The sequence below is a fragment of the Bradyrhizobium sp. WSM1417 genome, from assembly GCF_000515415.1.
Classification (GTDB): Bacteria; Pseudomonadota; Alphaproteobacteria; order Rhizobiales; family Xanthobacteraceae; genus Bradyrhizobium.
On the sequence record NZ_KI911783.1, the window covers coordinates 363,013 to 384,370 of the forward strand.

At 63.9% G+C, this 21,358-nt stretch carries 19 protein-coding genes; 11 read left to right on the forward strand and 8 right to left on the reverse strand.

What is annotated here, in order from left to right; translation table 11 throughout:
• The first annotated feature begins 100 nt into the window (after window positions 1-100).
• Entirely contained in the window at window positions 101-2,617 is a 2,517-nt protein-coding gene (locus tag BRA1417_RS0101895; RefSeq protein WP_027514356.1) for a glycogen/starch/alpha-glucan phosphorylase, read from the forward strand.
• A 94-nt stretch (window positions 2,618-2,711) separates the two neighbouring features.
• Window positions 2,712-3,527: an acyl-CoA thioesterase II gene (locus BRA1417_RS0101900; protein ID WP_027514357.1), complete on the forward strand. Its 816-nt coding sequence runs from the start codon at window positions 2,712-2,714 to the stop codon at window positions 3,525-3,527.
• Between the two features lie 221 nt (window positions 3,528-3,748).
• Here the strand turns inward: BRA1417_RS0101900 and BRA1417_RS0101905 are convergent, their stop codons facing one another.
• The 3 genes from BRA1417_RS0101905 to BRA1417_RS0101915 all read right to left on the reverse strand — a co-directional run bounded on the left by BRA1417_RS0101905 (window position 3,749) and on the right by BRA1417_RS0101915 (window position 9,092).
• On the reverse strand, window positions 3,749-5,365 hold the full coding sequence (locus BRA1417_RS0101905) for a phosphoenolpyruvate carboxykinase (protein WP_027514358.1): 1,617 nt from the start codon (window positions 5,363-5,365) through the stop codon (window positions 3,749-3,751).
• A gap of 300 nt (window positions 5,366-5,665) precedes the next feature.
• On the reverse strand, window positions 5,666-8,278 hold the full coding sequence (locus BRA1417_RS0101910; protein WP_027514359.1) for a CHAT domain-containing tetratricopeptide repeat protein: 2,613 nt from the start codon (window positions 8,276-8,278) through the stop codon (window positions 5,666-5,668).
• Window positions 8,279-8,342: 64 nt separating this feature from the next.
• Entirely contained in the window at window positions 8,343-9,092 is a 750-nt protein-coding gene (locus BRA1417_RS0101915) for a HugZ family protein (protein ID WP_027514360.1), read from the reverse strand.
• A gap of 241 nt (window positions 9,093-9,333) precedes the next feature.
• Here BRA1417_RS0101915 and BRA1417_RS0101920 point away from each other — a divergent pair, with 241 nt between their 5' ends.
• The 5 genes from BRA1417_RS0101920 to BRA1417_RS0101940 all read left to right on the forward strand — a co-directional run bounded on the left by BRA1417_RS0101920 (window position 9,334) and on the right by BRA1417_RS0101940 (window position 13,342).
• Window positions 9,334-10,035 carry a response regulator transcription factor gene (locus tag BRA1417_RS0101920; protein ID WP_007597749.1) on the forward strand — a complete coding sequence of 234 codons (702 nt, stop codon included), beginning with the start codon at window positions 9,334-9,336 and terminating at the stop codon, window positions 10,033-10,035.
• Between the two features lie 116 nt (window positions 10,036-10,151).
• On the forward strand, window positions 10,152-11,957 hold the full coding sequence (locus tag BRA1417_RS0101925) for a sensor histidine kinase (protein ID WP_027514361.1): 1,806 nt from the start codon (window positions 10,152-10,154) through the stop codon (window positions 11,955-11,957).
• A gap of 11 nt (window positions 11,958-11,968) precedes the next feature.
• The gene (locus tag BRA1417_RS0101930) at window positions 11,969-12,493 is read left to right on the forward strand and encodes an HPr kinase/phosphorylase (RefSeq protein WP_027514362.1); all 525 of its coding nucleotides are present in this window, start codon (window positions 11,969-11,971) and stop codon (window positions 12,491-12,493) included.
• 133 nt (window positions 12,494-12,626) lie between these two features.
• A complete protein-coding gene (locus BRA1417_RS0101935) occupies window positions 12,627-13,028 on the forward strand; it encodes a PTS sugar transporter subunit IIA (protein WP_007597752.1) in 402 nt (133 codons plus the stop codon).
• On the forward strand, window positions 13,025-13,342 hold the full coding sequence (locus tag BRA1417_RS0101940) for an HPr family phosphocarrier protein (RefSeq protein ID WP_007604995.1): 318 nt from the start codon (window positions 13,025-13,027) through the stop codon (window positions 13,340-13,342). Before BRA1417_RS0101935 ends, BRA1417_RS0101940 begins: the two co-directional genes overlap by 4 nt.
• Before the next feature lie 15 nt (window positions 13,343-13,357).
• On the opposite strand, the gene BRA1417_RS0101945 is transcribed toward BRA1417_RS0101940, so the two are convergent.
• Complete coding sequence (locus BRA1417_RS0101945; protein ID WP_027514363.1) at window positions 13,358-14,983, reverse strand: glycosyltransferase family 39 protein; 1,626 nt, start codon at window positions 14,981-14,983, stop codon at window positions 13,358-13,360.
• 126 nt (window positions 14,984-15,109) lie between these two features.
• Here BRA1417_RS0101945 and lepA point away from each other — a divergent pair, with 126 nt between their 5' ends.
• Window positions 15,110-16,921 (forward strand): translation elongation factor 4, encoded by a 1,812-nt coding sequence (lepA, locus tag BRA1417_RS0101950; RefSeq protein WP_027514364.1) that lies wholly within the window; start codon window positions 15,110-15,112, stop codon window positions 16,919-16,921.
• A 269-nt stretch (window positions 16,922-17,190) separates the two neighbouring features.
• Here the strand turns inward: lepA and BRA1417_RS0101955 are convergent, their stop codons facing one another.
• Window positions 17,191-17,964 (reverse strand): SDR family NAD(P)-dependent oxidoreductase, encoded by a 774-nt coding sequence (locus BRA1417_RS0101955; RefSeq protein WP_027514365.1) that lies wholly within the window; start codon window positions 17,962-17,964, stop codon window positions 17,191-17,193.
• A 166-nt stretch (window positions 17,965-18,130) separates the two neighbouring features.
• On the opposite strand from BRA1417_RS0101955, the gene BRA1417_RS0101960 reads away from it, so the two are divergent.
• Window positions 18,131-18,469 carry a response regulator gene (locus BRA1417_RS0101960; protein ID WP_027514366.1) on the forward strand — a complete coding sequence of 113 codons (339 nt, stop codon included), beginning with the start codon at window positions 18,131-18,133 and terminating at the stop codon, window positions 18,467-18,469.
• A gap of 20 nt (window positions 18,470-18,489) precedes the next feature.
• Here BRA1417_RS0101960 and BRA1417_RS0101965 read toward each other — a convergent pair whose 3' ends face one another.
• A complete protein-coding gene (locus BRA1417_RS0101965; RefSeq protein WP_027514367.1) occupies window positions 18,490-18,699 on the reverse strand; it encodes a hypothetical protein in 210 nt (69 codons plus the stop codon).
• Window positions 18,700-18,713: 14 nt separating this feature from the next.
• The gene (locus BRA1417_RS44625) at window positions 18,714-18,887 is read right to left on the reverse strand and encodes a hypothetical protein (RefSeq protein ID WP_167552273.1); all 174 of its coding nucleotides are present in this window, start codon (window positions 18,885-18,887) and stop codon (window positions 18,714-18,716) included.
• Window positions 18,888-19,082: 195 nt separating this feature from the next.
• On the opposite strand from BRA1417_RS44625, the gene BRA1417_RS43550 reads away from it, so the two are divergent.
• On the forward strand, window positions 19,083-19,349 hold the full coding sequence (locus BRA1417_RS43550; protein ID WP_156948535.1) for a hypothetical protein: 267 nt from the start codon (window positions 19,083-19,085) through the stop codon (window positions 19,347-19,349).
• Between the two features lie 316 nt (window positions 19,350-19,665).
• The gene (locus tag BRA1417_RS45250; RefSeq protein ID WP_245286132.1) at window positions 19,666-19,899 is read left to right on the forward strand and encodes an N-acetyltransferase; all 234 of its coding nucleotides are present in this window, start codon (window positions 19,666-19,668) and stop codon (window positions 19,897-19,899) included.
• Between the two features lie 53 nt (window positions 19,900-19,952).
• On the opposite strand, the gene BRA1417_RS0101980 is transcribed toward BRA1417_RS45250, so the two are convergent.
• Window positions 19,953-21,353, reverse strand: a complete 1,401-nt coding sequence (locus BRA1417_RS0101980; protein WP_035968319.1) for a TAXI family TRAP transporter solute-binding subunit — start codon at window positions 21,351-21,353, stop codon at window positions 19,953-19,955.
• Window positions 21,354-21,358: the final 5 nt, after the last annotated feature.

The window sequence follows — 21,358 nt, forward strand, 5'->3', positions numbered from 1 at the left end:
TTTTACGCCAGCGCAGTGCACGGTCGCACCAGCGACGGTTCCGGTGCACGGGCAAGATGCGTAGGGTCAGTAGTGTTCTCGCGACCAGGAAGTGACGACTTTGCAAGATTCATCGTTCCAGCCCAATTTCTCCGCTCCCAGCCAGCCCATCGACGAACTCGCGCTTGCTGAGATCAAGGGCGCGATCCTGGCAAAGCTGCGCCTTGCCATCGGCAAGGATGCAGGCATGGCGACCAAGCACGATTGGTACCAGGCCGCCGCGCTGGCGTTGCGCGACCGCATCGTGCATCGCTGGCTCACGGCCGAGAAACACAGCTACGATGCGGGGCGCAAGCGCGTCTATTATCTCTCGCTCGAATTCCTGATCGGCCGCCTCTTCAGCGACGCGCTGAACAATATGGGGCTGTTGAAGATCTTCGAAGTCGCGCTCGGCGATCTCGGCGTCTCCTTGCCTGAGCTGCGCAAATGCGAGCCGGACGCGGCGCTCGGCAATGGCGGTCTCGGCCGCCTCGCCGCCTGCTTCATGGAAAGCATGGCGACGCTGTCGATCCCCGGGATCGGCTACGGCATCCGTTATGATTACGGCCTGTTCCGTCAGATCATCAATCAGGGCTGGCAGCAGGAATATCCGGACGAATGGCTCGGCTTCGGCAACCCCTGGGAATTGCAGCGGCCCGAAGTGATCTATGACATTCGCTTCGGCGGCGGTGTCGAGCATGTCGAAGATAAGGGCCGCGATCGCGCGATCTGGCATCCGTCCGAGACCGTGCAGGCGATGGCCTATGACACGCCGATCGTCGGCTGGCGCGGCCAGCACGTCAACGCGCTGCGGCTGTGGTCGGCACGCTCGCCCGATCCGTTGAAGCTCGATGCCTTCAACACCGGCGACTATGTCAGCGCCAGCGCCGAGCAGTCGCGCGCCGAAGCGATCTGTAAATTCCTCTACCCGAACGACGAGAGCCCTGCGGGCCGCGAGTTGCGCCTGCGTCAGGAATATTTCTTCGTCTCGGCTTCGCTGCAGGACCTGATCAAGCGACACCTTGCGTCGGATGGCCAGCTCCGCAGCCTGTCGAGCAAGGTCGCGGTGCAGCTCAACGACACCCATCCGAGCCTGGCCGTCACCGAGCTGATGCGGATCCTGATCGACGATCACAATTTCCGCTGGGACGAGGCCTGGAAGATCACGGTCGCCACGCTGTCCTACACCAACCACACGCTGCTGCCCGAGGCGCTGGAGACCTGGCCGGTCGAGCTGTTCGAACGGCTGTTGCCGCGGCATCTCGAGATCATCTACCGCATCAACGTGCAGCATCTCGCGCTCGCAGAGGCGCGCGCCCCCGGCGACATCGACTTCCGCGCCTCGGTCTCGCTGATCGACGAGCGGAGCGGGCGGCGCGTGCGCATGGGCCAGCTCGCCTTCGTCGGCTCGCACCGCATCAACGGCGTCTCCGCGATGCATTCGGACCTGATGCGCGAGACCGTGTTCCACGACCTCAACCATCTCTACCCCGGCCGCATCACCAACAAGACCAACGGCATCACCTTCCGCCGCTGGCTGATGCTGGCGAACCCCAAGCTGACCGATCTGTTGCGCGAGACCTGCGGCGATGCCGTGCTCGATGATCCCACGCAGCTCAGCCTGATCGAGGCCCGCGCCAGCGACGTCGAATTCCAGAAGAGGTTCCGCGCGGTCAAGCTTCACAACAAGACGGCGCTGGCGCGCCTGATCGGCGAGCGGCTCGGCATCAAGGTGGATCCGAGCGCGCTGTTCGACGTGCAGATCAAGCGCATCCACGAATACAAGCGCCAGCTTCTCAACGTCATCGAGACCGTCGCGCTGTACCAGGCGATCAAGGACGATCCCAACGGGAACTGGGTGCCGCGGGTGAAGATCTTCGCGGGCAAGGCGGCGGCGAGCTACCGCTACGCCAAGCTGATCATCAAGCTGATCAACGACGTCGCGGAAGTCGTCAACAACGATCCCGCGATCGGCGGCAAGCTCAAGGTCGTCTTCCTGCCCGACTACAATGTCAGCCTCGCCGAAGTGATCATTCCCGCGGCCGACCTCTCCGAGCAGATTTCGACGGCCGGCATGGAAGCCTCCGGCACCGGCAACATGAAGCTGTCGCTGAACGGCGCCCTCACCATCGGCACGCTCGACGGCGCCAACATCGAGATCCGCGACCATGTCGGCGCGGAGAACATCGCGATCTTCGGCATGGAAGCCGGCGACGTCATGATCCGGCGCAAGCAGGGGCTGGACGCCTCCGACGTGATCCGCAATTCGCCGAAGCTCCAGCGCGCCATCAATGCGATCGGCGCCGGCGAGTTCTCGCCCGGCGATCCCGGCCGCTTCGAATCGATCGCGCACGCGCTACGCTATCTCGACCATTACATGGTCAGCGCCGATTTCGATTCCTATTACGAGGCGCAGCGCAGCGTCGATGCGCGCTGGCAGGTGGCGCCGGCCTGGACCCGCGCCTCGATCCTCAACGTCGCGCGCATGGCGTGGTTCTCCTCGGACCGCACCATTCGCGAATATGCCGAGGAGATCTGGAACGTGCCGGTGAATCCGACCACGCCGTTGCTGCCGACGCTGCGCGACGTCGCGGGCTGATTTTCCGCTGCGTGAAATCGGTTACCCACGAGGTAATTGCATAAGCCGGCGGCGGACGTGATATGACGTCCGTCATTGAACGCCGGACCAAACAATGCACGCCAAGCTCCCGCACCCTTTCGACGATGCCACCCGCGTCACGGCCGGCGACTCCAGCTGGCAGGGACACACCAGCGACGACTATTGGGCCTTTGTCGGCCCGTTCGGCGGCGTCACCGCTGCGACCATTTTGCGTGCGCTGATCGAGCATCCGGAACGTGCCGGCGATCCGCTGGCGCTCACCGTCAATTACTGCGCGCCGATCGCGAAGGGGCCGTTCGATCTGGATTTGCGGCTGGTGAAGGCCAATCGCTCCAGCCAGCACTGGAGCGTCGAACTGTCGCAAGGCGGCGGCGATGTCGCAACGCTCGCCACCGCCGTATTCGCCGAACGCCGGCCGTCCTGGGAGCACAGGGTGGCGCAATATCCTGATGCAAAGCCGTTCGGAGAGACGATGCCGTTCCCGAAGATCGCGGCGTCCTGGGCCAACCAGTATGAATTCCGCTTCGTCGAGGGCGAGATGCGGATCGGCCCGCCCAAGCCCGAGCTCGCCGGCACTTACTCAAAGCTCTGGATCAGTGATCGCGAGCCGCGCAAGCTCGACATGCCGTCGCTGATGTCGATGTCGGACGCTTTCTTCGGCCGCATCTTCCACGCGCGGCGCGAGCTGGTGCCGTTCGGCACGGTATCGCTGACGACGTATTTCCACACCGACAGCGAAGAGCTCGCGGCCGAGGACATCACGCGCGTGCTGGCGACCGCCGATTCGAAGATCATGCACAAGAGCTACGCCGACCAGAACGCCGAGCTGTGGTCGCCGAACGGAAGGCTGCTCGCGACGACGACGCAGATCGCGTATTTCAAGGCTTGAGTCGTCCCGGCGAAGGCCGGGACCCATAACCACAGGGTCGAGTTTGGCGAAGACTCGCAGTGATCTTCTTGGCCGGTATGCGCAACGTGCTCCTTCGATAGATCACGCGGTATGGGTCCCGGCCTTCGCCGGGACGACACTGAGTATGAGGTTTCCGCGAGTGACCACCAACAAGAAGGGCGGCCTCACGGCCGCCCTTTTGCATTCCAGACAGAGAGAAACTACTCCGCCGCGAGCTTCACGTCCGGTGCAGCGGCGCGGACCTCGGCGTCGACCTGGGCTTCGAACTTGGCAAAGTTCTTCTGGAACATGCCGACCAGGGCGCGGGCGGTCTTGTCGAACTCATCCTTGTCCTTCCAGGTGTTGACCGGATTGAGGATCTCGCTCGGCACGCCGGGCAGCGCGGTCGGGACCGCGAAGCCGAAATATTTGTCGGTGCGGAATTCGACGTTGCGCAAACTGCCGTCGAGCGCCGCGGTCAGCAGCGCGCGCGTCACCTTGATCGGCATGCGCGAGCCAGTGCCGTACTTGCCGCCGGTCCACCCCGTGTTGACCAGCCAGCAGTCGACATTGTGCTGGGCGATCAGGTCGCGCAGCATGTTGCCGTAGACGCTAGGATCGAGCGGCAGGAAGGGCGAGCCGAAGCAGGTCGAGAATTCCGGCTGCGGCTCGTTGCCGAGACCGCGCTCGGTGCCGGCTACCTTCGCCGTGTAGCCCGAGAGGAAGTGATACATCGCCTGCGCCGGCGAGAGCTTGGCGATCGGCGGCAGCACGCCGAACGCATCGGCGGCGAGCATTACCACGTTCTTCGGCTGCGGGGCGCGGCCGGTGCGCGAGGCGTTCGGGATGAATTCGAGCGGATAGGCCGAGCGCGTGTTCTCGGTCTTGGAGCCGTCGTCGAAGTCGACCACGCGGGTGTCTTCGTCGAGCACGCAATTCTCAAGCACCGCGCCGAAGCGGGTCGAGGCGGCGTAGATCTCGGGCTCGGCTTCCTGCGACAGCTTGATGCACTTGGCGTAGCAGCCGCCTTCGAAATTGAAGACGCCGTTCGGGCCCCAGCCGTGTTCGTCATCGCCGATCAGCGTGCGGTTCGGATCGGCCGACAGCGTGGTCTTGCCGGTGCCGGACAGGCCGAAGAAGATCGCGGTATCGCCCTTGGCGCCGACATTGGCCGAGCAATGCATCGGCATCACGCCGCGCTCGGGCAGATAGTAGTTCAGCGTGGTGAAGACCGACTTCTTCATCTCGCCGGCATAATAAGACCCGCCGATCAGGACGATCTTGCGGGCGAAATCGATCGCGACGACGTTCTCCGACTTGCAGCCATGGCGCTTCGGATCGGCGCGGAAGCTCGGCATGTCGATGATGGTGAGCTCGGGCACGAACGCCGAGAGCTCGATCGCCTCGGGACGGATCAGCAGCGTGCGAATGAACAGCGAGTGCCAGGCGAGCTCGGTGAAGACGCGGGTTTTGATGCGGTAGGCCGGATCGGCGCCGCCGTAGAGGTCCTGCGCGAACAGCGACTTGCCTTCGGCGTGCTTGAGGAAGTCCTGGTAGAGCGTCTCGAACTGCTCTGCGGTGATCGACTGGTTGCCGGCCCACCACATCTTCTTGTCCGTGGTGGCGTCACGTACCGTGAACTTGTCCTTGGGGCTGCGGCCGGTGAACTCACCGGTGTCGGCGCAGAGCGCGCCATCGGCCGACAGCACCGCCTCGCCCGCGGAGAGCGAGTATTGATAGAGTTGCGGCGCACCGAGGTTCCAGTGAACCTGCTTGAGATTCTTTAAGCCGAATTTGTCGGCGCCGAAGGCACCGTTGCGCACGCCCGTCTCTTGCACGAAAAATCCTCCTAGAACCCACTCAGCGCGATCATGCTCGGCGCCGCCGCGGTCACCGTGATTACAGGCCGTTCGGCCTCGGTTGGAACGACCTAATACTGATGAACGCTGGCGTTGCCAAGCTGATCCCTTAGGATTTGGTTTATTCAAGGACCGCGCCAAACGTCGCGCATGTCTGCTCTGAGCAGGCGCATCAAAAAAACAACAATGATCGCGCAACCAAATGTGCGTTTCGGCGTTTCCCGAGATTGTTGCGACGCACAATATCGAAGACAACTGAAGGACAATCGCAAGCCCACCCTATCGTACCGCGCCTTCGCCGATGAGCGCGAAGGGCCCCCACATCGCAGGATACGCGTTGCGCGGAGACGAGGTGTCGTCAACATAGGTTAACATTGCGCGGCGCAAGGCTTCGGCACGCCCCATTGTTGGTTCGTTTTTGAGCAGCTCGAAAGTCATCGTGGTCAGGCGTGTGGCAGCTTCCGAATCCACGGCCCAATGCGAGACCAGCAGTGCGCGCGCGCCGGCGTAGAAGAACGAGCGCGCCAGTCCGGACAGGGCCTCGGCGCCCGGCTTGTCGCCCGCGATGGTGTTGCAGGCCGACAGCACAACCCAATCCGCATTGAGCTTGAGCTGAGCGACTTCACTTGCGGTGAGCAGACCATCGTCGAACTCAGTGGGCTGATCGGGAATGGAGAGCGCGAGCGAGGGCTCACCCAGTCCCTTGATGTCGCCGGCAACGAGGCCGTGGGTGGCAAAGTAGATGATGCCGTATTGAGCAAGCGCTGCACGCTTGAGCGTCGTCTCGCTGGCGTCGCGGCCGAGATGGATATCGGCCTCGGCAGCCCCGACATCCCTGGCCACCGCGTTCAACTCATCGGCGGTGTCGGGCAGTTGCGGCAGCGCCTGCGCAAGCCGCGCGCGATCGACGCCGGCACCGCGCCAGAAATCACTATAGGCGATGGTCGCGATGCTGCGCGCGGCGACCTTGCCGTTCGCGGCGCGCCGCTCGGCGGCGGCCCCTTCCAGTGCGGGATTGAACACGGGATCGCCAAAGCCTGTCATCGGCTTCACGCTTTGGTCCCGACGCGCGAAGGCGCGCAGCGATTTCAGACTGACCACCGACGGCAGCACCGAGACGGCCTGACGCCGCAGCAGCCAGGCGGCGCCGCGATAGCCTTCGAGGGTGTCCGGGATCGCAGCCTGCGGCTTCTCGGTGACGAGCAGATGAAACGGCAATGCGGTCAGCGCAGCCGACGGCACCACCAGCAGGCTGCGCTTGTCCTTTGTCAACGTCTCGACCGGACCGAGCAGCGCGACATGGAGTTCGTTGGCGAGTGCGAGATCGAACAATCCGGATTTGCCGGAGGCATCGCGCGCTTTGCCGACATCGAGTCCCTTGCGGAATGCCGTCACCTTCTGCGTCAGCGCATCCGCGCCGAGTGGAATAGCCTTCCAGTCCACGCCCTCGCGCGTGATCGCGACGACATAGCTCTGCTTGTCGACGACGGAGTAGAGCACCATCGCCTCGTCGGCCGACAGCAGCGACTGGATGTCCTTTGCGGTCAACGGCAGGGGATTGGAAAGCGACGCGTAGTCGGGAAACTCGACCGCGAGCGTTTTCTGCAAGCCCGCACGCTCGTTGGCAATCGTTGCAATCCGCGCCCGGCTGCGCTGCTCGGTCGCGAGATCGCGCTGCGCGGATTGCTTCGACACCGCGGTGACGATCGCCTTGTCGAGTGCCTCGGACTCAGCCGCGAGATCCTGGTCCCGGCGCACCAGCTCGGCGAGGCGGTCGCTGCCGGCGGCAAGCCGAACCGCGAGCTTGTTCACGGCGGATGCGGCGGAGGATTGCGTGCCGCGCTGGATCGCGGCGAGGGCCTCGTCCAGCGCCTTGTCGCCGGGCAGCAGATCCTGTTGGCGCGCGGCAAACAGGACCGGCAACACGACGCGCAACTGCGCGCGATCGCCCCGAAGCGTCTTTTCCGCGAGCGGCAATGCGTCCGCGGTGCGCCCGGCCACGTAGAGGAAATAAGCGAGATTGCTGGTCGAGGTCATGACCTCGGGGTGATCGAGCCCGAGCGCGCGTTCGCGGATGACCAGCGCGCGGCGATAGAGCGGCTCGGCGTCGCCGTAGCGCTGCTGGTGCTCGTAGAGCCCGGCGAGATTGTTCAGCGAGCGGGCGACGTCGGGATGATCCGGTCCCAGCACCTTCTCCCGGATCGCGAGCGAGCGTTTGATCGGCGCTTCCGCGTCCGGATCGCGATTGAGATCGCGATAGACCTGGCCGAGATTGTTCAGGACGGTGGCCACCGCCGGATGCTCGGAGCCACCGGCCTTCTGGTAGATCGCGAGCGCCCGCTGAAACAGCGGCTCGGCGTCGGCATAGTGCTGCTGCTTCACATAGAGCGTGGCGAGATTATTGAGCGACTGGCCGACATCGGGATGCTCGCGCGACAATCCCTTCTCGCGAACGGCGAGCGCGCGCTTGAATAGCGGCTCAGCCTCGGCGTAGCGGCTCTGCCGCTGGTAGAGCGCAGCGAGGTTGCTCAGTTCGGCTCCGATCAACGGGGTTTCGAGACCGAGCGACTTTTCCATCAGCATGATGGCGCGCTTGTAGAGCGGCTCCGCCAGATCGTCGTGGCCCTGACCGGCATGAACCTGGCCGAGGTTGTTCAGCGCGGCGGCGAGCTCGCGACCGGTGTCGCTCTTCTCCAGGTTCGCGACCATGCCTTGCGCCAGCGGCAGTGCTTCCGAATATCTGCCGGCGCTCATCAGGGCGTTGATCCGCGCGCTCTCCGCGGCGAGACCTTTCTGGGCAGGGCTTGTCTGAGCAAGGCTGGGCGTGACAAGCGATGCGGTGATCGCGAGCGTCAAACCCGCAACCAGCGTCAGTTTTTTCCATTCTGCCATGACGCTCTCGCCGGCCGCCTTCTGACCAATTATGGTCTTGGGTCGCCGCGATGGGCAGCAGCGTTCAATGTGTCGCGCTCTGGTCCATCCTGCTGCGCGCTTCGCCGGCGAGGCGAACCAGCATCTTGCGCAACGCCGTGCCATCAGCGACGCGCTCCGGAAAATCCAACCGCAAGGCGGTCTGGCCGTCCTGCATGTCGAGGCCCTCCGGATCGCAGCCGGTGCAGCGCCAGTCGCCGGCGGCAGCACCCAGCAATTTTGTGGCGTAGAGGCCCATGGCCTCGCGGTGGTCGGCATTCATGTGCTCGACCGCCCCCTGCTCCGCCGCCAGCAAGTCCTCGGCCCCCGTGAGGTCGGTCAGGAATTGCTCCGGCTTGAGGTCGACGATCCGGCCGAAGCCGGCGACCAGATGGGTTCCCGTGGGCCGAATCCGGAAGAAGGAAAAATCCTTAAAGGAAACAAAAGCTTCCGCTGAGGGATGGGCATTGAGATACCGTCGCCGGAGCAGGTCCTTGTCCGCGTCGGCCGGCTCGGCATGGCCGGACAGCATGATTCGGGCACCTTCCAGCGGATCGCCCGCCGCGCGCTCGTCCAGCATCAGGGACATCCGGCTGTCGGCCAGGATGTTCCTGGTGTGCACGGCCAATTCCGAGATCAGCAGGATCGGAGAGCCATCCGGATGGCTGGCCAGATTGACCAGGGAGCAATAGGGATCGCCGCTGCCGGCCATCAACGTCGCCAGGGCACCCTGCCGTGACCGCCGCAGCAGCGATCTGGCGAGCTTTCCGGGGTCGAAATCAGGGGTCGGTTGCATCGGCTTTCTCGGGTCAGGTGGTTGCATGGAGGGCCTTTTTTCGGGTAAACCGGGGCCCGGTTATGGGTCGAGATGCGGCGAATCTGCCGTGTTTCGTGGAACTTGGTCACACTTCAGCCTAGCTTGCATTGCTCGGTGACAAGGTTCGAATGCCAACTCGGCACCCATGTATGCGGCGCATCAGTGGATTGCTCGCCGTTTTCAAGCCACGACCCAAACGGAAAGCAGAAAGCAGAGGCTCATGCCCACAATCGCTTTGGTCGACGACGACCGCAACATTCTCACATCCGTCTCGATCGCGCTGGAGGCCGAAGGCTACCGCATCATGACCTACACCGACGGCGCCTCCGCGCTCGACGGTTTCCGCACCACCCAGCCCGATCTTGCCATCCTCGACATCAAGATGCCGCGCATGGACGGCATGGAGACGTTGCGCCGGCTGCGGCAGAAATCCGACCTGCCCGTGATCTTCCTGACCTCCAAGGACGAAGAGATCGACGAGCTGTTCGGCCTCAAGATGGGCGCCGACGACTTCATCCGCAAACCGTTCTCGCAGCGCCTGCTGGTCGAGCGCGTCAAGGCGGTGCTGCGCCGTTCGGCGCCGAAGGACCCGACCGTCACGCCGAAGGAGAACGACGCCAAGGCACTCGACCGCGGCCTGCTGCGCATGGATCCTGAACGGCACACCTGCACCTGGAAGAACGAACCGGTGACGCTGACCGTCACCGAATTCCTGATCCTGCAGGCGCTCGCGACCCGGCCCGGCGTGGTGAAGAGCCGCAACGCGCTGATGGACGCCGCCTATGACGACCAAGTCTATGTCGACGACCGCACCATCGACAGCCACATCAAGCGGCTGCGCAAGAAGTTCAAGGTGGTCGACAACGAGTTCGAGATGATCGAGACGCTCTACGGCGTCGGCTACCGCTTCAAGGAAGCCTGAGGCGCGCGCGCCTCCACGAAAGACCGAGAGCATCGCCGGTTCTGATTCCATCGGGACCGGGATGGCTCTAGAATGCGGGGACCTTCGCACGAGCTGTCCTAACGCGGGCGTGAGCATTGCTTGACCGAACGCAGCCTGACGAGAACCAGAACGCCGAGGACGTCACCGCCCACGGCGCTCCGGATCAATTGGCCGAGGACAAGCCGGCCGTGCGGGGCTGGCGTCCGCTGAACTGGCTCAGGCGCGCCGGGCAGTTCTTCTTCGCGCTGTCCTTCTCGAGCCTGACCCGCCGCATCGTCTCGCTCAACCTCGCCGGCCTGGTCGCGCTGGTGGCGAGCATCCTCTATCTGTCGCAATTCCGCGCCGGCCTGATCGACGCGCGCGCGCAGAGCCTGCTGGTACAGGCGGAGATCATCGCCGGCGCGATCGCGGCCTCCGCGACGGTGCAGACCAACGCCATCACCATCGATCCCGACCGGTTGCTCGACCTCAAGCCGGGCGAGACCTATGGCGGCTCGGACGAGTATTCCCCGCTGGATTTTCCGATCAATCCGGAGCGCGTGGCGCCGGTGCTGCGCACGCTGATCTCGCCCACCAAGACACGCGCCCGCATCTACGACCCTAACGGCAGCCTGCTGGTCGACAGCCGCAGCCTCGATACCGTGGTGCGCTTTCCCCTGCCGTCGGTCGCCGCCGAGAAGCCGGGCATGGTCGAACGCGGCATGGTCGCGGTCCGCACTTGGCTCAATCGCGGCGACCTGCCGCTCTATCGCGAGCTCGGACCCGAGAACGGCAATGGCTATGCGGAGGTGGGCGATGCGCTCCAGGGCCAGAAGCGCTCGATGGTGCGGGTCAATGCGCGCGGCGAGGTGATCGTCTCGGTCGCGGTCCCCGTGCTGCGCTCGCGCGCCATCCACGGCGCGTTGATGCTGTCGACGCAGGGCGACGACATCGACCAGATGGTCACCGCCGAGCGCCTCGCGATCCTCAAGGTGGGCGGCGTCGCCGCCGCGGTCATGATCATGCTGTCGCTGCTGCTCGCCAGCACGATCGCAGGTCCAGTCCGCCGGCTCGCCGACAGCGCCGAACTGATCCGCCGCCGGATCAGGACCCGGGTCGAAATTCCCGACTTCACCCGTCGTCGCGACGAGATCGGCCATCTCTCCGGTGCGCTGCGCGACATGACCAGTGCACTCTACAGCCGCATCGAAGCGATCGAGATGTTCGCCGCCGACGTCGCCCACGAATTGAAGAACCCGTTGACCTCTTTGCGCTCCGCGGTCGAAACGTTGCCGCTGGCGCGCAACGAGAACAGCCGCGCGCGCTTGCTCGAGGTGATCGAGCATGACGTCAAGCGGCTCGACCGGCTGATCTCGGACATCTCCGACGCCAGCCGTCTCGATGCCGAACTGCAGCGCCAGGATGCGATCCCGGTCGATCTGCGGCGCCTGCTGACGACGCTCGTCTCCGTTGCCAATGAAACCAAGCTCGGCCATGACGTCGCGGTCGAAATGCGTTTCGAGGGCCGCGGCCCGACCGACAATTTCGCCGTGACCGGCCACGATTCGCGGCTCGGACAGGTGGTCTCCAACCTGCTCTCGAACGCACAGTCCTTCTCCGAGCCCGGCAACAAGGTGCGCCTCACCTGCCGCCGCGTGCGCGGCGAGATCGAGATCGTGGTCGACGACGACGGCCCCGGAATCCGCGACGACGCGCTGGAGCGCATCTTCGAGCGCTTCTACACCGACCGCCCTCATCAGGGCTTTGGCCAGAACTCCGGCCTCGGCCTGTCGATCTCCAAGCAGATCGTCGACGCGCATGGCGGACGCATCTGGGCGGAGAACCGGTCCGGCCCGGCGGACGAGGACGGAGCGCCTGTTGTTGTCGGCGCGCGCTTCGTGGTGAGGCTGCCGGCGCTATGAGCCAAGGCAGCTTGGACGAAGGCGGCCCCAGCATTCACGCCTCGGCGGTCAAGGTTGGAGATCTGGCGGTGCTGATCCGCGGGCCCTCGGGCTCCGGCAAGTCGCGCCTTGCCTTCGATTTGATCATGGCGGGACGTAGCGGCGTGCTCGAAAGGGCCGTTCTGGTCGGTGATGACCGTGTCCATCTGGCGACAGTCGGCCGCGAAATTGAGGTCCGCCCCGCTCCGGTCCTGGCCGGCCTGATCGAGATCCGGGGCCTGGGAATCCGCCGCTGCGACTTCGTGGAGCATGCGACCGTCGGCCTCGTGGTCGATCTGGACGCCGCGGATGCGGAGCGGCTGCCGCCGGCCGAATCCCTGAAAACAGCCATTTTAGGTGTCGAAATACCGCGAATCCCGATCGGCCGCGGCTATTCGCCCCTTCCTCTGGTTGTCGCGGCCTTGACCACTACCAAGAGTTCATCTTCCGTTAACCCTTCAGGCGATTGTTTGAAGGGAAATGGTAACCATATGAACCCCACACTCGCGACCGAATAGACCGGCGCAGCTCCCCTTATCCATCCGTCTAGATTCAGGGAGATACGCAACATCCCCTCTTGCGCGGGGGCTCTGGATGGTCAAAGTGGCGCGTTCGTGCGGTGCACCAAAAGCGCCCGCGAGGAGTTTTCCGATGATTGGTCTAGTACTTGTGACCCACGGGCGCCTTGCCGACGAATTCAAGGCAGCGCTTGAACATGTCATGGGCCCACAAAAGCAAATCGAAGCGATCACGATCGGCGCCGAAGATGATTCCGATCTCTGTCGAAGCGACATCATCGAGGCGGTTAACCGCGTCGATTCCGGCGACGGCGTCGCGATCCTCACCGACATGTTCGGCGGCACGCCATCCAATTTGGCAATATCCTGCATGAGCCGGCCGAAGGTCGAAGTGCTCGCGGGCATCAACCTTCCCATGCTGGTGAAGCTTGCCAAGGTGCGCGAGGAGCGTCCGCTCCCCGACGCGATCGCGATGGCTCAGGAAGCCGGCCGCAAATACGTCACCATCGCCAGCCGCGTCCTCGCCGGCAAATGAGCGACGAGGCGCCGCAAGCCGGGACGGGCGTGCCCGCGGGCGCGATCTCCAAGGACCTTCTGATCATCAACAAGCGCGGCCTGCACGCGCGGGCCTCCGCGAAGTTCGTCCAGGCCGTGGAGCGCTTCAGCGCGCAGGTCTGGGTGACGCGCGGCGGCGAAACCGTCGGCGGCACCTCGATCATGGGCCTGATGATGCTCGCCGCCGGTCCCGGCACCACCATCACGGTCGCCGCTGCCGGGGACGACGCCGAAGCCGCGCTCGCGGCGATCACCGAACTCGTTGAAAGCAAATTCAACGAGGAAGGGATTTAGGCGGCGTCGCCTCGATCAATTCCCCGGCGGCGCGATGTAGATGTTCCAGCTCATCGACGGACCGGCCTTGCCGTGGGTGAAACGGCGCGTCGTCATCACGATGCGCTCGGCGTTCGGCGCAACCTCGGACACCCATTTCTCGAACGCCGGCAGGCGACCGTCGGCCGGATCGAACACGCCGATGAAGCCGTATCTCTTGACGTCATCGGGCGAGATCAACCCGGATCCCCAGGCTTCGAGCGGCGTGAACGCGGCCGGATGATCCGGGCTGTAGAACACCATCGGCTGGATCGACTCCATGGTGCCGGCGACGACCGCCCAGCGCGAGGCGAAGCGCGCGTGCCAGGCCTGCGTCAGCTCGCGCGCGAGATCCGAGCGCGCGCCATAGGTCGCCGTGTTGCCGGCATTGGCCGCCATCTCGCGCGCAGCGATCCAGGGCGAGGCAGCGAGCGTGGCGACGCTGAGCACGAGCCAGATCGCGACAATGTTGAACAGCGCAGCACTCTGCACCCGCAACGCCGGGATCGCGACCAGCGCGAGCGGCACCAGGAAGAACAGCGAGATGCCCCAATCGGTCTTCATGTAGATGCTGAAGGCCAATGCGCCGAGCGCGGGGCCGACCGCGACGATAATTTGAATGAGCCAGACGTTGCGCGCCTGCGAAAGATTCACGCCCGGATTCGCGCCGCGGGCCCAGGCCCGCGTGACGATGCGCAAGGGCGAACGCAGCAGCAGCCTGAACCAAGGCGGCACCAGCGCCATCGCCAGCGCGGCCAGCGCCACCGGCAATGCCAGCAGCGCGAAATTATGCAGGGCATAGCCCGCCACGAGCTGATGCACCTGGCCGCTGTCCTCGAGGCTGTAGGTATCGCCGGCATAGGTCAGCGGCACGAAATGCGCGTCCGCGAGCCAGACGATGTGCGGGATCATCGCCGCCGCCATCGTCGCGATCGCAACCCATGGCGCCGGTGACGACAGGAATCTCATTCGCTCCGGATGGATCAGCGCGGCAAGCCCGATGGCGCCGATCATGGTCAGCACCCAGTATTTGGTCATCAGCGCCAGCGCGCCGGCAAGGCCGAGCAAGACTCCGGATTGCCAGCTCCGCTTCTCGAACGCATTGAGATAAGCGAGCACGAGGAGCGGCAAGGTGACGAGCTGGAGCAGGTCGGGATTGTACTTGAAGCCCTTGAAATTGAAGATCGGGTAGAGCGCGACCATCACCACGACCAGGAATGCGCGCCGCGCATCCACGACGCGCAGCGCGATGAGCCAGCAGATCACCATACCGGTGCCGACGGTCGCCATCGCCAGCGCATAGGTCGCCCAGTCCGTCGGCGGGAACAGTGTGAACCAGAGGCCGGCAACCCAGCCCGACAGCGGCGGGTGCTTGCCATAGCCCCAGAGGAATTTCTGCCCCCAGCCCCAGGCTTCCGCGACGTCCATGTGAACGTCCTGCGCTGCCTTCAGATTGATCAGGATGAAGGTCCAGAGCACCGCATGCAGGATGGCGAGCTGGATCACCAGCCAGAGGCGCGCCTCGGGGCGGGTCGCGCTGGCAACGAGCCACGCCCGAAAGCGGGCATAGCTCACCCGGGTCTTCGCGCGGGCTCGGGCAGACGGGATCGAGGTCGTGGACATGGGCCTGGACATCAGGCGTTGCGTAGCGCGTTTCGGGCCTTCGTGGAATCAGCTTGGCGTGAACAAAGGCCCTGAAATTACAGCAATATGGTTGCCGCACGGGGGTGTGAGTGGTATCCCGCGCCCATGACGACCGTCCCCATTTCCAACATCCGCAATTTCTCCATCGTCGCCCATATCGACCATGGCAAATCGACGCTGGCCGACCGCCTGATCCAGATGACCGGCGGCCTCACCGACCGTGAAATGGCGGGCAAGGAGCAGGTGCTCGATTCCATGGATATCGAGCGCGAGCGCGGCATCACCATCAAGGCGCAGACGGTGCGCCTCGCCTACCGCGCCAAGGACGGCAAGGATTACATCTTCAACCTGATGGACACGCCCGGCCATGTCGACTTCGCCTACGAAGTCTCGCGGTCGCTGGCGGCCTGCGAGGGTTCCCTGCTGGTGGTCGACGCCAGCCAGGGCGTGGAGGCGCAGACGCTCGCCAACGTCTACCACGCGCTCGATGCGGGACATGAGATCGTTCCGGTCCTGAACAAGGTCGACCTTCCCGCCGCAGAGCCGGAGAAGGTCAAGCAGCAGATCGAAGACGTCATCGGCATCGACGCGTCCGAGTCCGTGATGATCTCGGCCAAGACCGGCCTCGGCGTGCCCGACGTGCTGGAGGCGATCGTCACCCGCCTGCCGCCGCCGAAGGGCGACCGCGACGCGACGCTAAAGGCGCTGCTGGTCGACAGCTGGTACGACGTCTATCTCGGCGTGGTGGTGCTGATCCGCGTCGTCGACGGCGTCATGAAGAAGGGCAGCCGGGTCCGCATGATGGGCACGGGCGCGGCCTATGACATCGAGCGGGTCGGCTTCTTCACCCCGAAGATGACGCAGGTCGACGAGCTCGGCCCCGGTGAGATCGGCTTCATCACCGCCGCGATCAAGGAAGTCGCCGACACCCGCGTCGGCGACACCATCACCGACGACAAGAAGCCGGTGACCGACATGCTGCCGGGCTTCAAGCCGGCCATTCCCGTGGTGTTCTGCGGCCTATTCCCTGCCGACGCCGACGACTTCGAGACCTTGCGGGCGGCGATGGGCAAGCTGCGCCTCAACGATGCCAGCTTCTCCTACGAGATGGAGACCTCGGCCGCACTCGGCTTCGGCTTCCGCTGCGGCTTCCTCGGGCTGTTGCATCTGGAGATCATCCAGGAGCGTCTGTCGCGCGAATTCGATCTCAATCTGATCGCGACCGCGCCGAGCGTGATCTACAAGATGAGCCTGACCGACGGCCAGGAAATCTCGATTCACAATCCTGTCGACATGCCGGATGTGGTCAAGATCGCGGAGATCCAGGAGCCCTGGATCGAGGCCACGATCCTCACCCCCGACGAATATCTCGGCAGCGTGCTCAAGCTGTGCCAGGACCGCCGCGGCGTGCAGAAGGAGCTGACCTATGTCGGCTCCCGCGCCATGGTGAAATACGATCTGCCGCTCAACGAGGTCGTGTTCGACTTCTACGACCGCCTGAAGTCGGTCTCCAAGGGCTATGCCTCGTTCGACTATCATCTCACCGACTACAAGCCGGCCGATCTGGTCAAGATGCAGATCCTGGTCAACAACGAGCCGGTCGACGCGCTCTCGATGCTGGTGCATCGCACCCGCGCCGAAGGCCGCGGCCGCGCCATGGTCGAGAAGATGAAGGATTTGATCCCGCCGCACATGTTCCAGATCCCGATCCAGGCGGCGATCGGCGGCAAGGTGATCGCGCGCGAAACGGTGCGCGCGCTGCGCAAGGACGTCACCGCAAAGTGCTACGGCGGCGACATCACGCGCAAACGAAAACTTCTGGAGAAGCAGAAGGAAGGCAAGAAGAAGATGCGGCAGTTCGGCAAGGTCGACATCCCGCAGGAAGCTTTTATTGCCGCGCTGAAGGTGGACAGCTGAGGCGGGGGCTTTAGGCCGCCGCGAGCGCGACGAGACAGGTCCGGTCTGCGCTTTTCAGGAACCGAAAAATAAAAACCGCGAAAACAACCCCATGCACAGTAGCGAGGGGCTTGTTCGGATTGAACTTTTGATTTTCAGAATTTCGCTTGACCTGTCGGGCAAAACACGGGCATAATGACATCATGCAGCCCGCGGCAATGCCGTGCGCATGAGGGGCAGCATCCTCCTCCGGACGCTTTGGGAAGATGTGGCCTTCAGGCGAATTGCTTCTACGCTGGAGGCAGCGTCACCCCCGTCAACTCGCCCAGTCTGCCCAGAAGCCTCTCCTGAAAATCGGGATCAGCCGCTTCGTGCGCCGGCTCTTGTTGCCGGAGGTCATGCCAGTAACGACCGCTGACCAGGGCGGCGGGATCATCGCTCACGGCGAGCCAGGTCTGCGTCCGTTGTCCGGTGGCCACGCCGACCGGCGCTCCGGCACCGCCCATTTTGGTGCGTGCCCAGCCGGGATCGACGGCGTTGCTCAGCACCTGCGGCCAACGCCGCGCCAAGGCAAAGGCCAGTGCGACCATGTGCAGCTTGCTCTCCGCGTACGCCTTGGCCGGATCCCAGGTTCGCCTGGTCCAGTCGAGATCGCCTAGCGATCCCTCTCCGCCGTGATGAAGTCCGCTGCTGAGATACACCAGCCGATCGGGGCGCTTCATCAGGGCGGTGAGCAAATAGGGCGCGAGCGTGTTGACCGCCAGCGTGGTGGCGTGGCCTTCGGGCGTTGGGCCGCGGCTGCGCTCGGTATAGACCCCGGCGTTGTGGATGACCGCGTCCATTCGTCCGATTGCGTTGACCTGATCTGCCACGTGTCTGGTCTGGGCGGCGCTCTTGAGATCGCCGATCACGACCCGTGCGGAATGCGATTCAAGCTCGGAGATTGCGGCCGCACGTTCCGCCGATCGCGCGTGCAGGACGATTTGGTGGCCCTGTTCGAGGAGAGACTGGGCCGCTGCGCGGCCCAAACCGTCCGTGCTGCCCGTGATGAAGACGATCGCCATTGCCGCTCCTGTTCGATCCCCGCTTCGGCGCCTGCCTCGAAAGCTCAAGGAGAATGCAACATGTTCGACTGATCATGCCGTGGCGCACGGAGCGCCGAACGAAGACATCACAACCGAACAATCTTCCAGGCTGCGCATTAACATTCGATAAGTTGGGAATGACCGCATGTCGAATTTCGTCATGCTGCTGGTCGAGGACGACTCGCTCCAGCGCGAAGTTTTATCCGACCTTCTCAAGGACGAAGGGTTCGAAGTCGTCGAATGTGCCACCGCGGAGGCGGCGGAGCTCATCGTGGCGTCGACGGGCACGGAGCTAAGAGCGCTCATCACCGATCACAACCTCGCGGGGAGAATGACCGGGCTCGAGCTCGCAGAGTACGCGCGCAGCGCTCATCCCGGGCTCAACATCGTGCTGATGTCCGGGACGGTGATGGCGCCGCTGCCGCCCAACACCACCTTTTTGCGCAAGCCGTTTCCGCCCGCCCATTTGCTGGCGGCCGTGTAGAATCAGAATGCCGTCGAGGGTCATCCGCCCGAATTTTCCGCGCCGACGGCGTTCTCGCTCTCCGGCACCGTCAGCCGCACGGAATGACCCTGCCGCATGGCGAGCGATGCCGCGGCCACAGCCGCCTCGAAAGCGGCTTCCTTGGTCTGGTAAGTGTTCCGGATTTCGCCATCGTGGTCGACGTGCCAGGCACCATCCCTGCCAACAATATCATAGGCTGCGAGGCCCATAGTCTATCCCTCCTTCATGCGTCCGGCGTCGCCTTGGACGCCTGGGTGCTGCTCACCGGGTCCGACGCCGGGAAACTGTCCTTCAAGCCCTTGTCCAACTCGTCGTCCTTGGCCTTGTCGCGCCGGATGCCGCGCTTGAGATCTTCCGCGTTCTTGTCCGGCGGTGCCGGATCGAATTTCTCGGTCATGCAAGTGTCCTTTCGCTACCTCAAACGCGTTGAGCTGCTGACCGTTCCTTCAGAGGAACCAACGCTGTCGCGGTTTGCTGTCGAATGGAAAGACCAGAAAGCGCGCGCAGCACAGTGCTCCTTCATCTCGGTTGCATCTTCTGCTACAACACATCCTGGGATAGCATGACGCATCCCTGCGATCAGGAGAGAGCAATGAAAGCTTCGGTTTTGGCGTTAGGCGGCTTGATCATCTTGTCGATCACATCAGCCAACGCAGCTCCCAAAGCCACGGCCGCCCCGACCACGGCGGTCAGCCCGGTCGCGTGTTCCACCTCGGGTGGCGGCTTTGGGAGCTACCCGTCAGGCTGCCGAAACGGAGCAAACTTCAAGACCTACAATGAGTGCAAGGAATCAGGCGTCAAGCGCGGCTGGCGACACGAAGATATGGCGTGGTACTGCAGCGGTCTGGGACTGCAATAGCGCGGTCATTGTGCATTTCATGGCCGCAGGGGCGAACAGCCATTGTGCTGTATACGGCCGCGGACCTACAGCGACGGTTGGAGCGTCCCATGGAATGCACAATCCGGCCCGCACTCGTAGATGATGCCGATGAGATCAGCGTGGTCATCTTACGGGCGCTGCGGGAAACGAACGCGAAGGACTACGCGGACGAGATCATCGAAAGGATCGCGCATAGTTTCAGTCCAGATGCCGTACGGCGGCTGATCGGACAACGCACCGTGTTTGTCGCCACGATCCGCAGCCGCATCGTTGCGACCGCAGTCTCGACGGAAGCGTGGTCCGCACGGTCTTCGTCGCTCCCGATGTTCAGGCCCGGGGCATCGGCAAGCTGCTGATGGTCGAGATCGAGCATACCGCACGCGAGCGCAACATCCCTTCGTTGACCCTCTCTTCGTCAGTCACCGCTGAGGCCTTCTACGCCCGGCTCGGGTTCAACGGCGTGCGCGACAACTATCATGGCGACGAACGCACGATCGTCATGGAGCGATTGCTAAAGGACCCGACCTAGATCCGGTTTGGACTGTTCTCTGGGATTCAGCGGGCGCGGGCTTATTGTATCGCCTACCGCCGCGCGGCGAGCACGTTCGAAGGAGGGGTTTGCAACGCTGCGCGCCTCTCGCTGAGGGCATGATCGAACAGTTCGAGCACCAGGCCGAAGGCTGCCAGCTCCTCTTCCTCGATGGCGCCGTCATCGTAGCAGCCGAGCGTTTCCTCTATGATGCTGTCAACCTCCTGCTGCATGGCCAGCAGCTCATGGTCGAACTCTGCAGTGCGCACCTTGGAAACCAGCGCCAGAATTCTGTTGCGATGGCCAGTGTTCTCGTCGCGTTCATCCCGATTCAGATATTGACGCAGCCAGGCGCCCGCCGAGCCAATGCCGGAGAGAAGCAGGAGCGCAAACCAGAAGTAGTCGCCGTACCTGTCGAGGAAGGTGCGCTCAGTGCCGTCGATCACGGCCGCCGCTCCCCGGTGAACCGGCAGCTCGGCTTCTTTCTCAGTGTCCGGCTTGGTGATTTGCGCAGCGCCTGGTACCTGCCTGGCAATCGCCTGGCGGAGGGCGAATTGCTGGCGGTAAAACGCCGCCACTGTGGTTTCGGACAAGGCATTCCGCGCTACGATCAAATGGCTGACACTGACGGTCTCCACCTTGTCATCCGGCCGGGCTGGATTCGCATTGAAAATGCTTGGCGGAATTTCCTCCGATTCATAACGCGGATGCTTCAGGGCGATGGCTTCCGATGCGTCGATCGCGAGAAATTTCGGCTCGCCACGCGTCCGGGCGGTCGCGGCAATCGCGTCGGCGGTTATCTTGCTATCGAGCGGACCGACCGCCATGAAGGCGTCGAGGCTCGGGTCACGCGCCAGCTCCTCAAGCTGGCCCGTGCCGAATTGAGCGACCGTGACCTTGTCCGGCTCCACACCGGCGGCGCTCAGGATGACTCTCAGCAACGCGGCGTTCGCTGGGGTCGCGCCAATCACCCCCACCTTATGCCCAGCGAGATCTGCGACCTCCTTGATTTTCGGCGCCGGCTTTCGCTTGGAGCCCTTGCCCGCCGGTCCCGAAGAAGACCACAGCACGACGAAGTTCTTGCGCAAGATGACGACTGTTTGCGCGTCGGCCGGCATTTCCAGATCGCCGCGACCCACCGCAAGATCGGCTTTGCCGGCACCGAGCAGGGCGAGAGCTTCGGCCGCTCCGGCGGTCGTGATCGGAGACAGCCTCACGGTCCTGCTCTCGTTGGCAAAGGCCTCGGTCATCGCCTCGATCACTTTGTGATCGTTGCTTCCCGGCGGTCCGACGGCAATCCGGAGCGTTATCGGCCGCAGCGCGTAATACAATGTACCCGCAGCAGCTCCGAAAACGAGAAACCCGATGGCTAAAATCAGCAGCAGGGTCTTCGTCTGTCTCCGCCCTCGGCGGGCTGCGTCACTGCGTTTCATCGGAGCATCAGACGAGGACATTTGCC

Coding starts and splice junctions, on each gene's coding strand:
- BRA1417_RS0101900 (WP_027514357.1), top strand. CDS start 2,712: ATGCACGCCAAGCTCCCGCACCCTTTCGACGATGCCACCCGCGTCACG.
- BRA1417_RS0101910 (WP_027514359.1), bottom strand. CDS start 8,278: ATGGCAGAATGGAAAAAACTGACGCTGGTTGCGGGTTTGACGCTCGCG.
- BRA1417_RS0101915 (WP_027514360.1), bottom strand. CDS start 9,092: ATGCAACCGACCCCTGATTTCGACCCCGGAAAGCTCGCCAGATCGCTG.
- BRA1417_RS0101920 (WP_007597749.1), top strand. CDS start 9,334: ATGCCCACAATCGCTTTGGTCGACGACGACCGCAACATTCTCACATCC.
- BRA1417_RS0101935 (WP_007597752.1), top strand. CDS start 12,627: ATGATTGGTCTAGTACTTGTGACCCACGGGCGCCTTGCCGACGAATTC.
- BRA1417_RS0101940 (WP_007604995.1), top strand. CDS start 13,025: ATGAGCGACGAGGCGCCGCAAGCCGGGACGGGCGTGCCCGCGGGCGCG.
- BRA1417_RS0101945 (WP_027514363.1), bottom strand. CDS start 14,983: ATGTCCACGACCTCGATCCCGTCTGCCCGAGCCCGCGCGAAGACCCGG.
- lepA (WP_027514364.1), top strand. CDS start 15,110: ATGACGACCGTCCCCATTTCCAACATCCGCAATTTCTCCATCGTCGCC.
- BRA1417_RS0101955 (WP_027514365.1), bottom strand. CDS start 17,964: ATGGCGATCGTCTTCATCACGGGCAGCACGGACGGTTTGGGCCGCGCA.
- BRA1417_RS0101960 (WP_027514366.1), top strand. CDS start 18,131: ATGTCGAATTTCGTCATGCTGCTGGTCGAGGACGACTCGCTCCAGCGC.
- BRA1417_RS0101965 (WP_027514367.1), bottom strand. CDS start 18,699: ATGGGCCTCGCAGCCTATGATATTGTTGGCAGGGATGGTGCCTGGCAC.
- BRA1417_RS44625 (WP_167552273.1), bottom strand. CDS start 18,887: ATGACCGAGAAATTCGATCCGGCACCGCCGGACAAGAACGCGGAAGAT.
- BRA1417_RS43550 (WP_156948535.1), top strand. CDS start 19,083: ATGAAAGCTTCGGTTTTGGCGTTAGGCGGCTTGATCATCTTGTCGATC.
- BRA1417_RS0101980 (WP_035968319.1), bottom strand. CDS start 21,353: ATGTCCTCGTCTGATGCTCCGATGAAACGCAGTGACGCAGCCCGCCGA.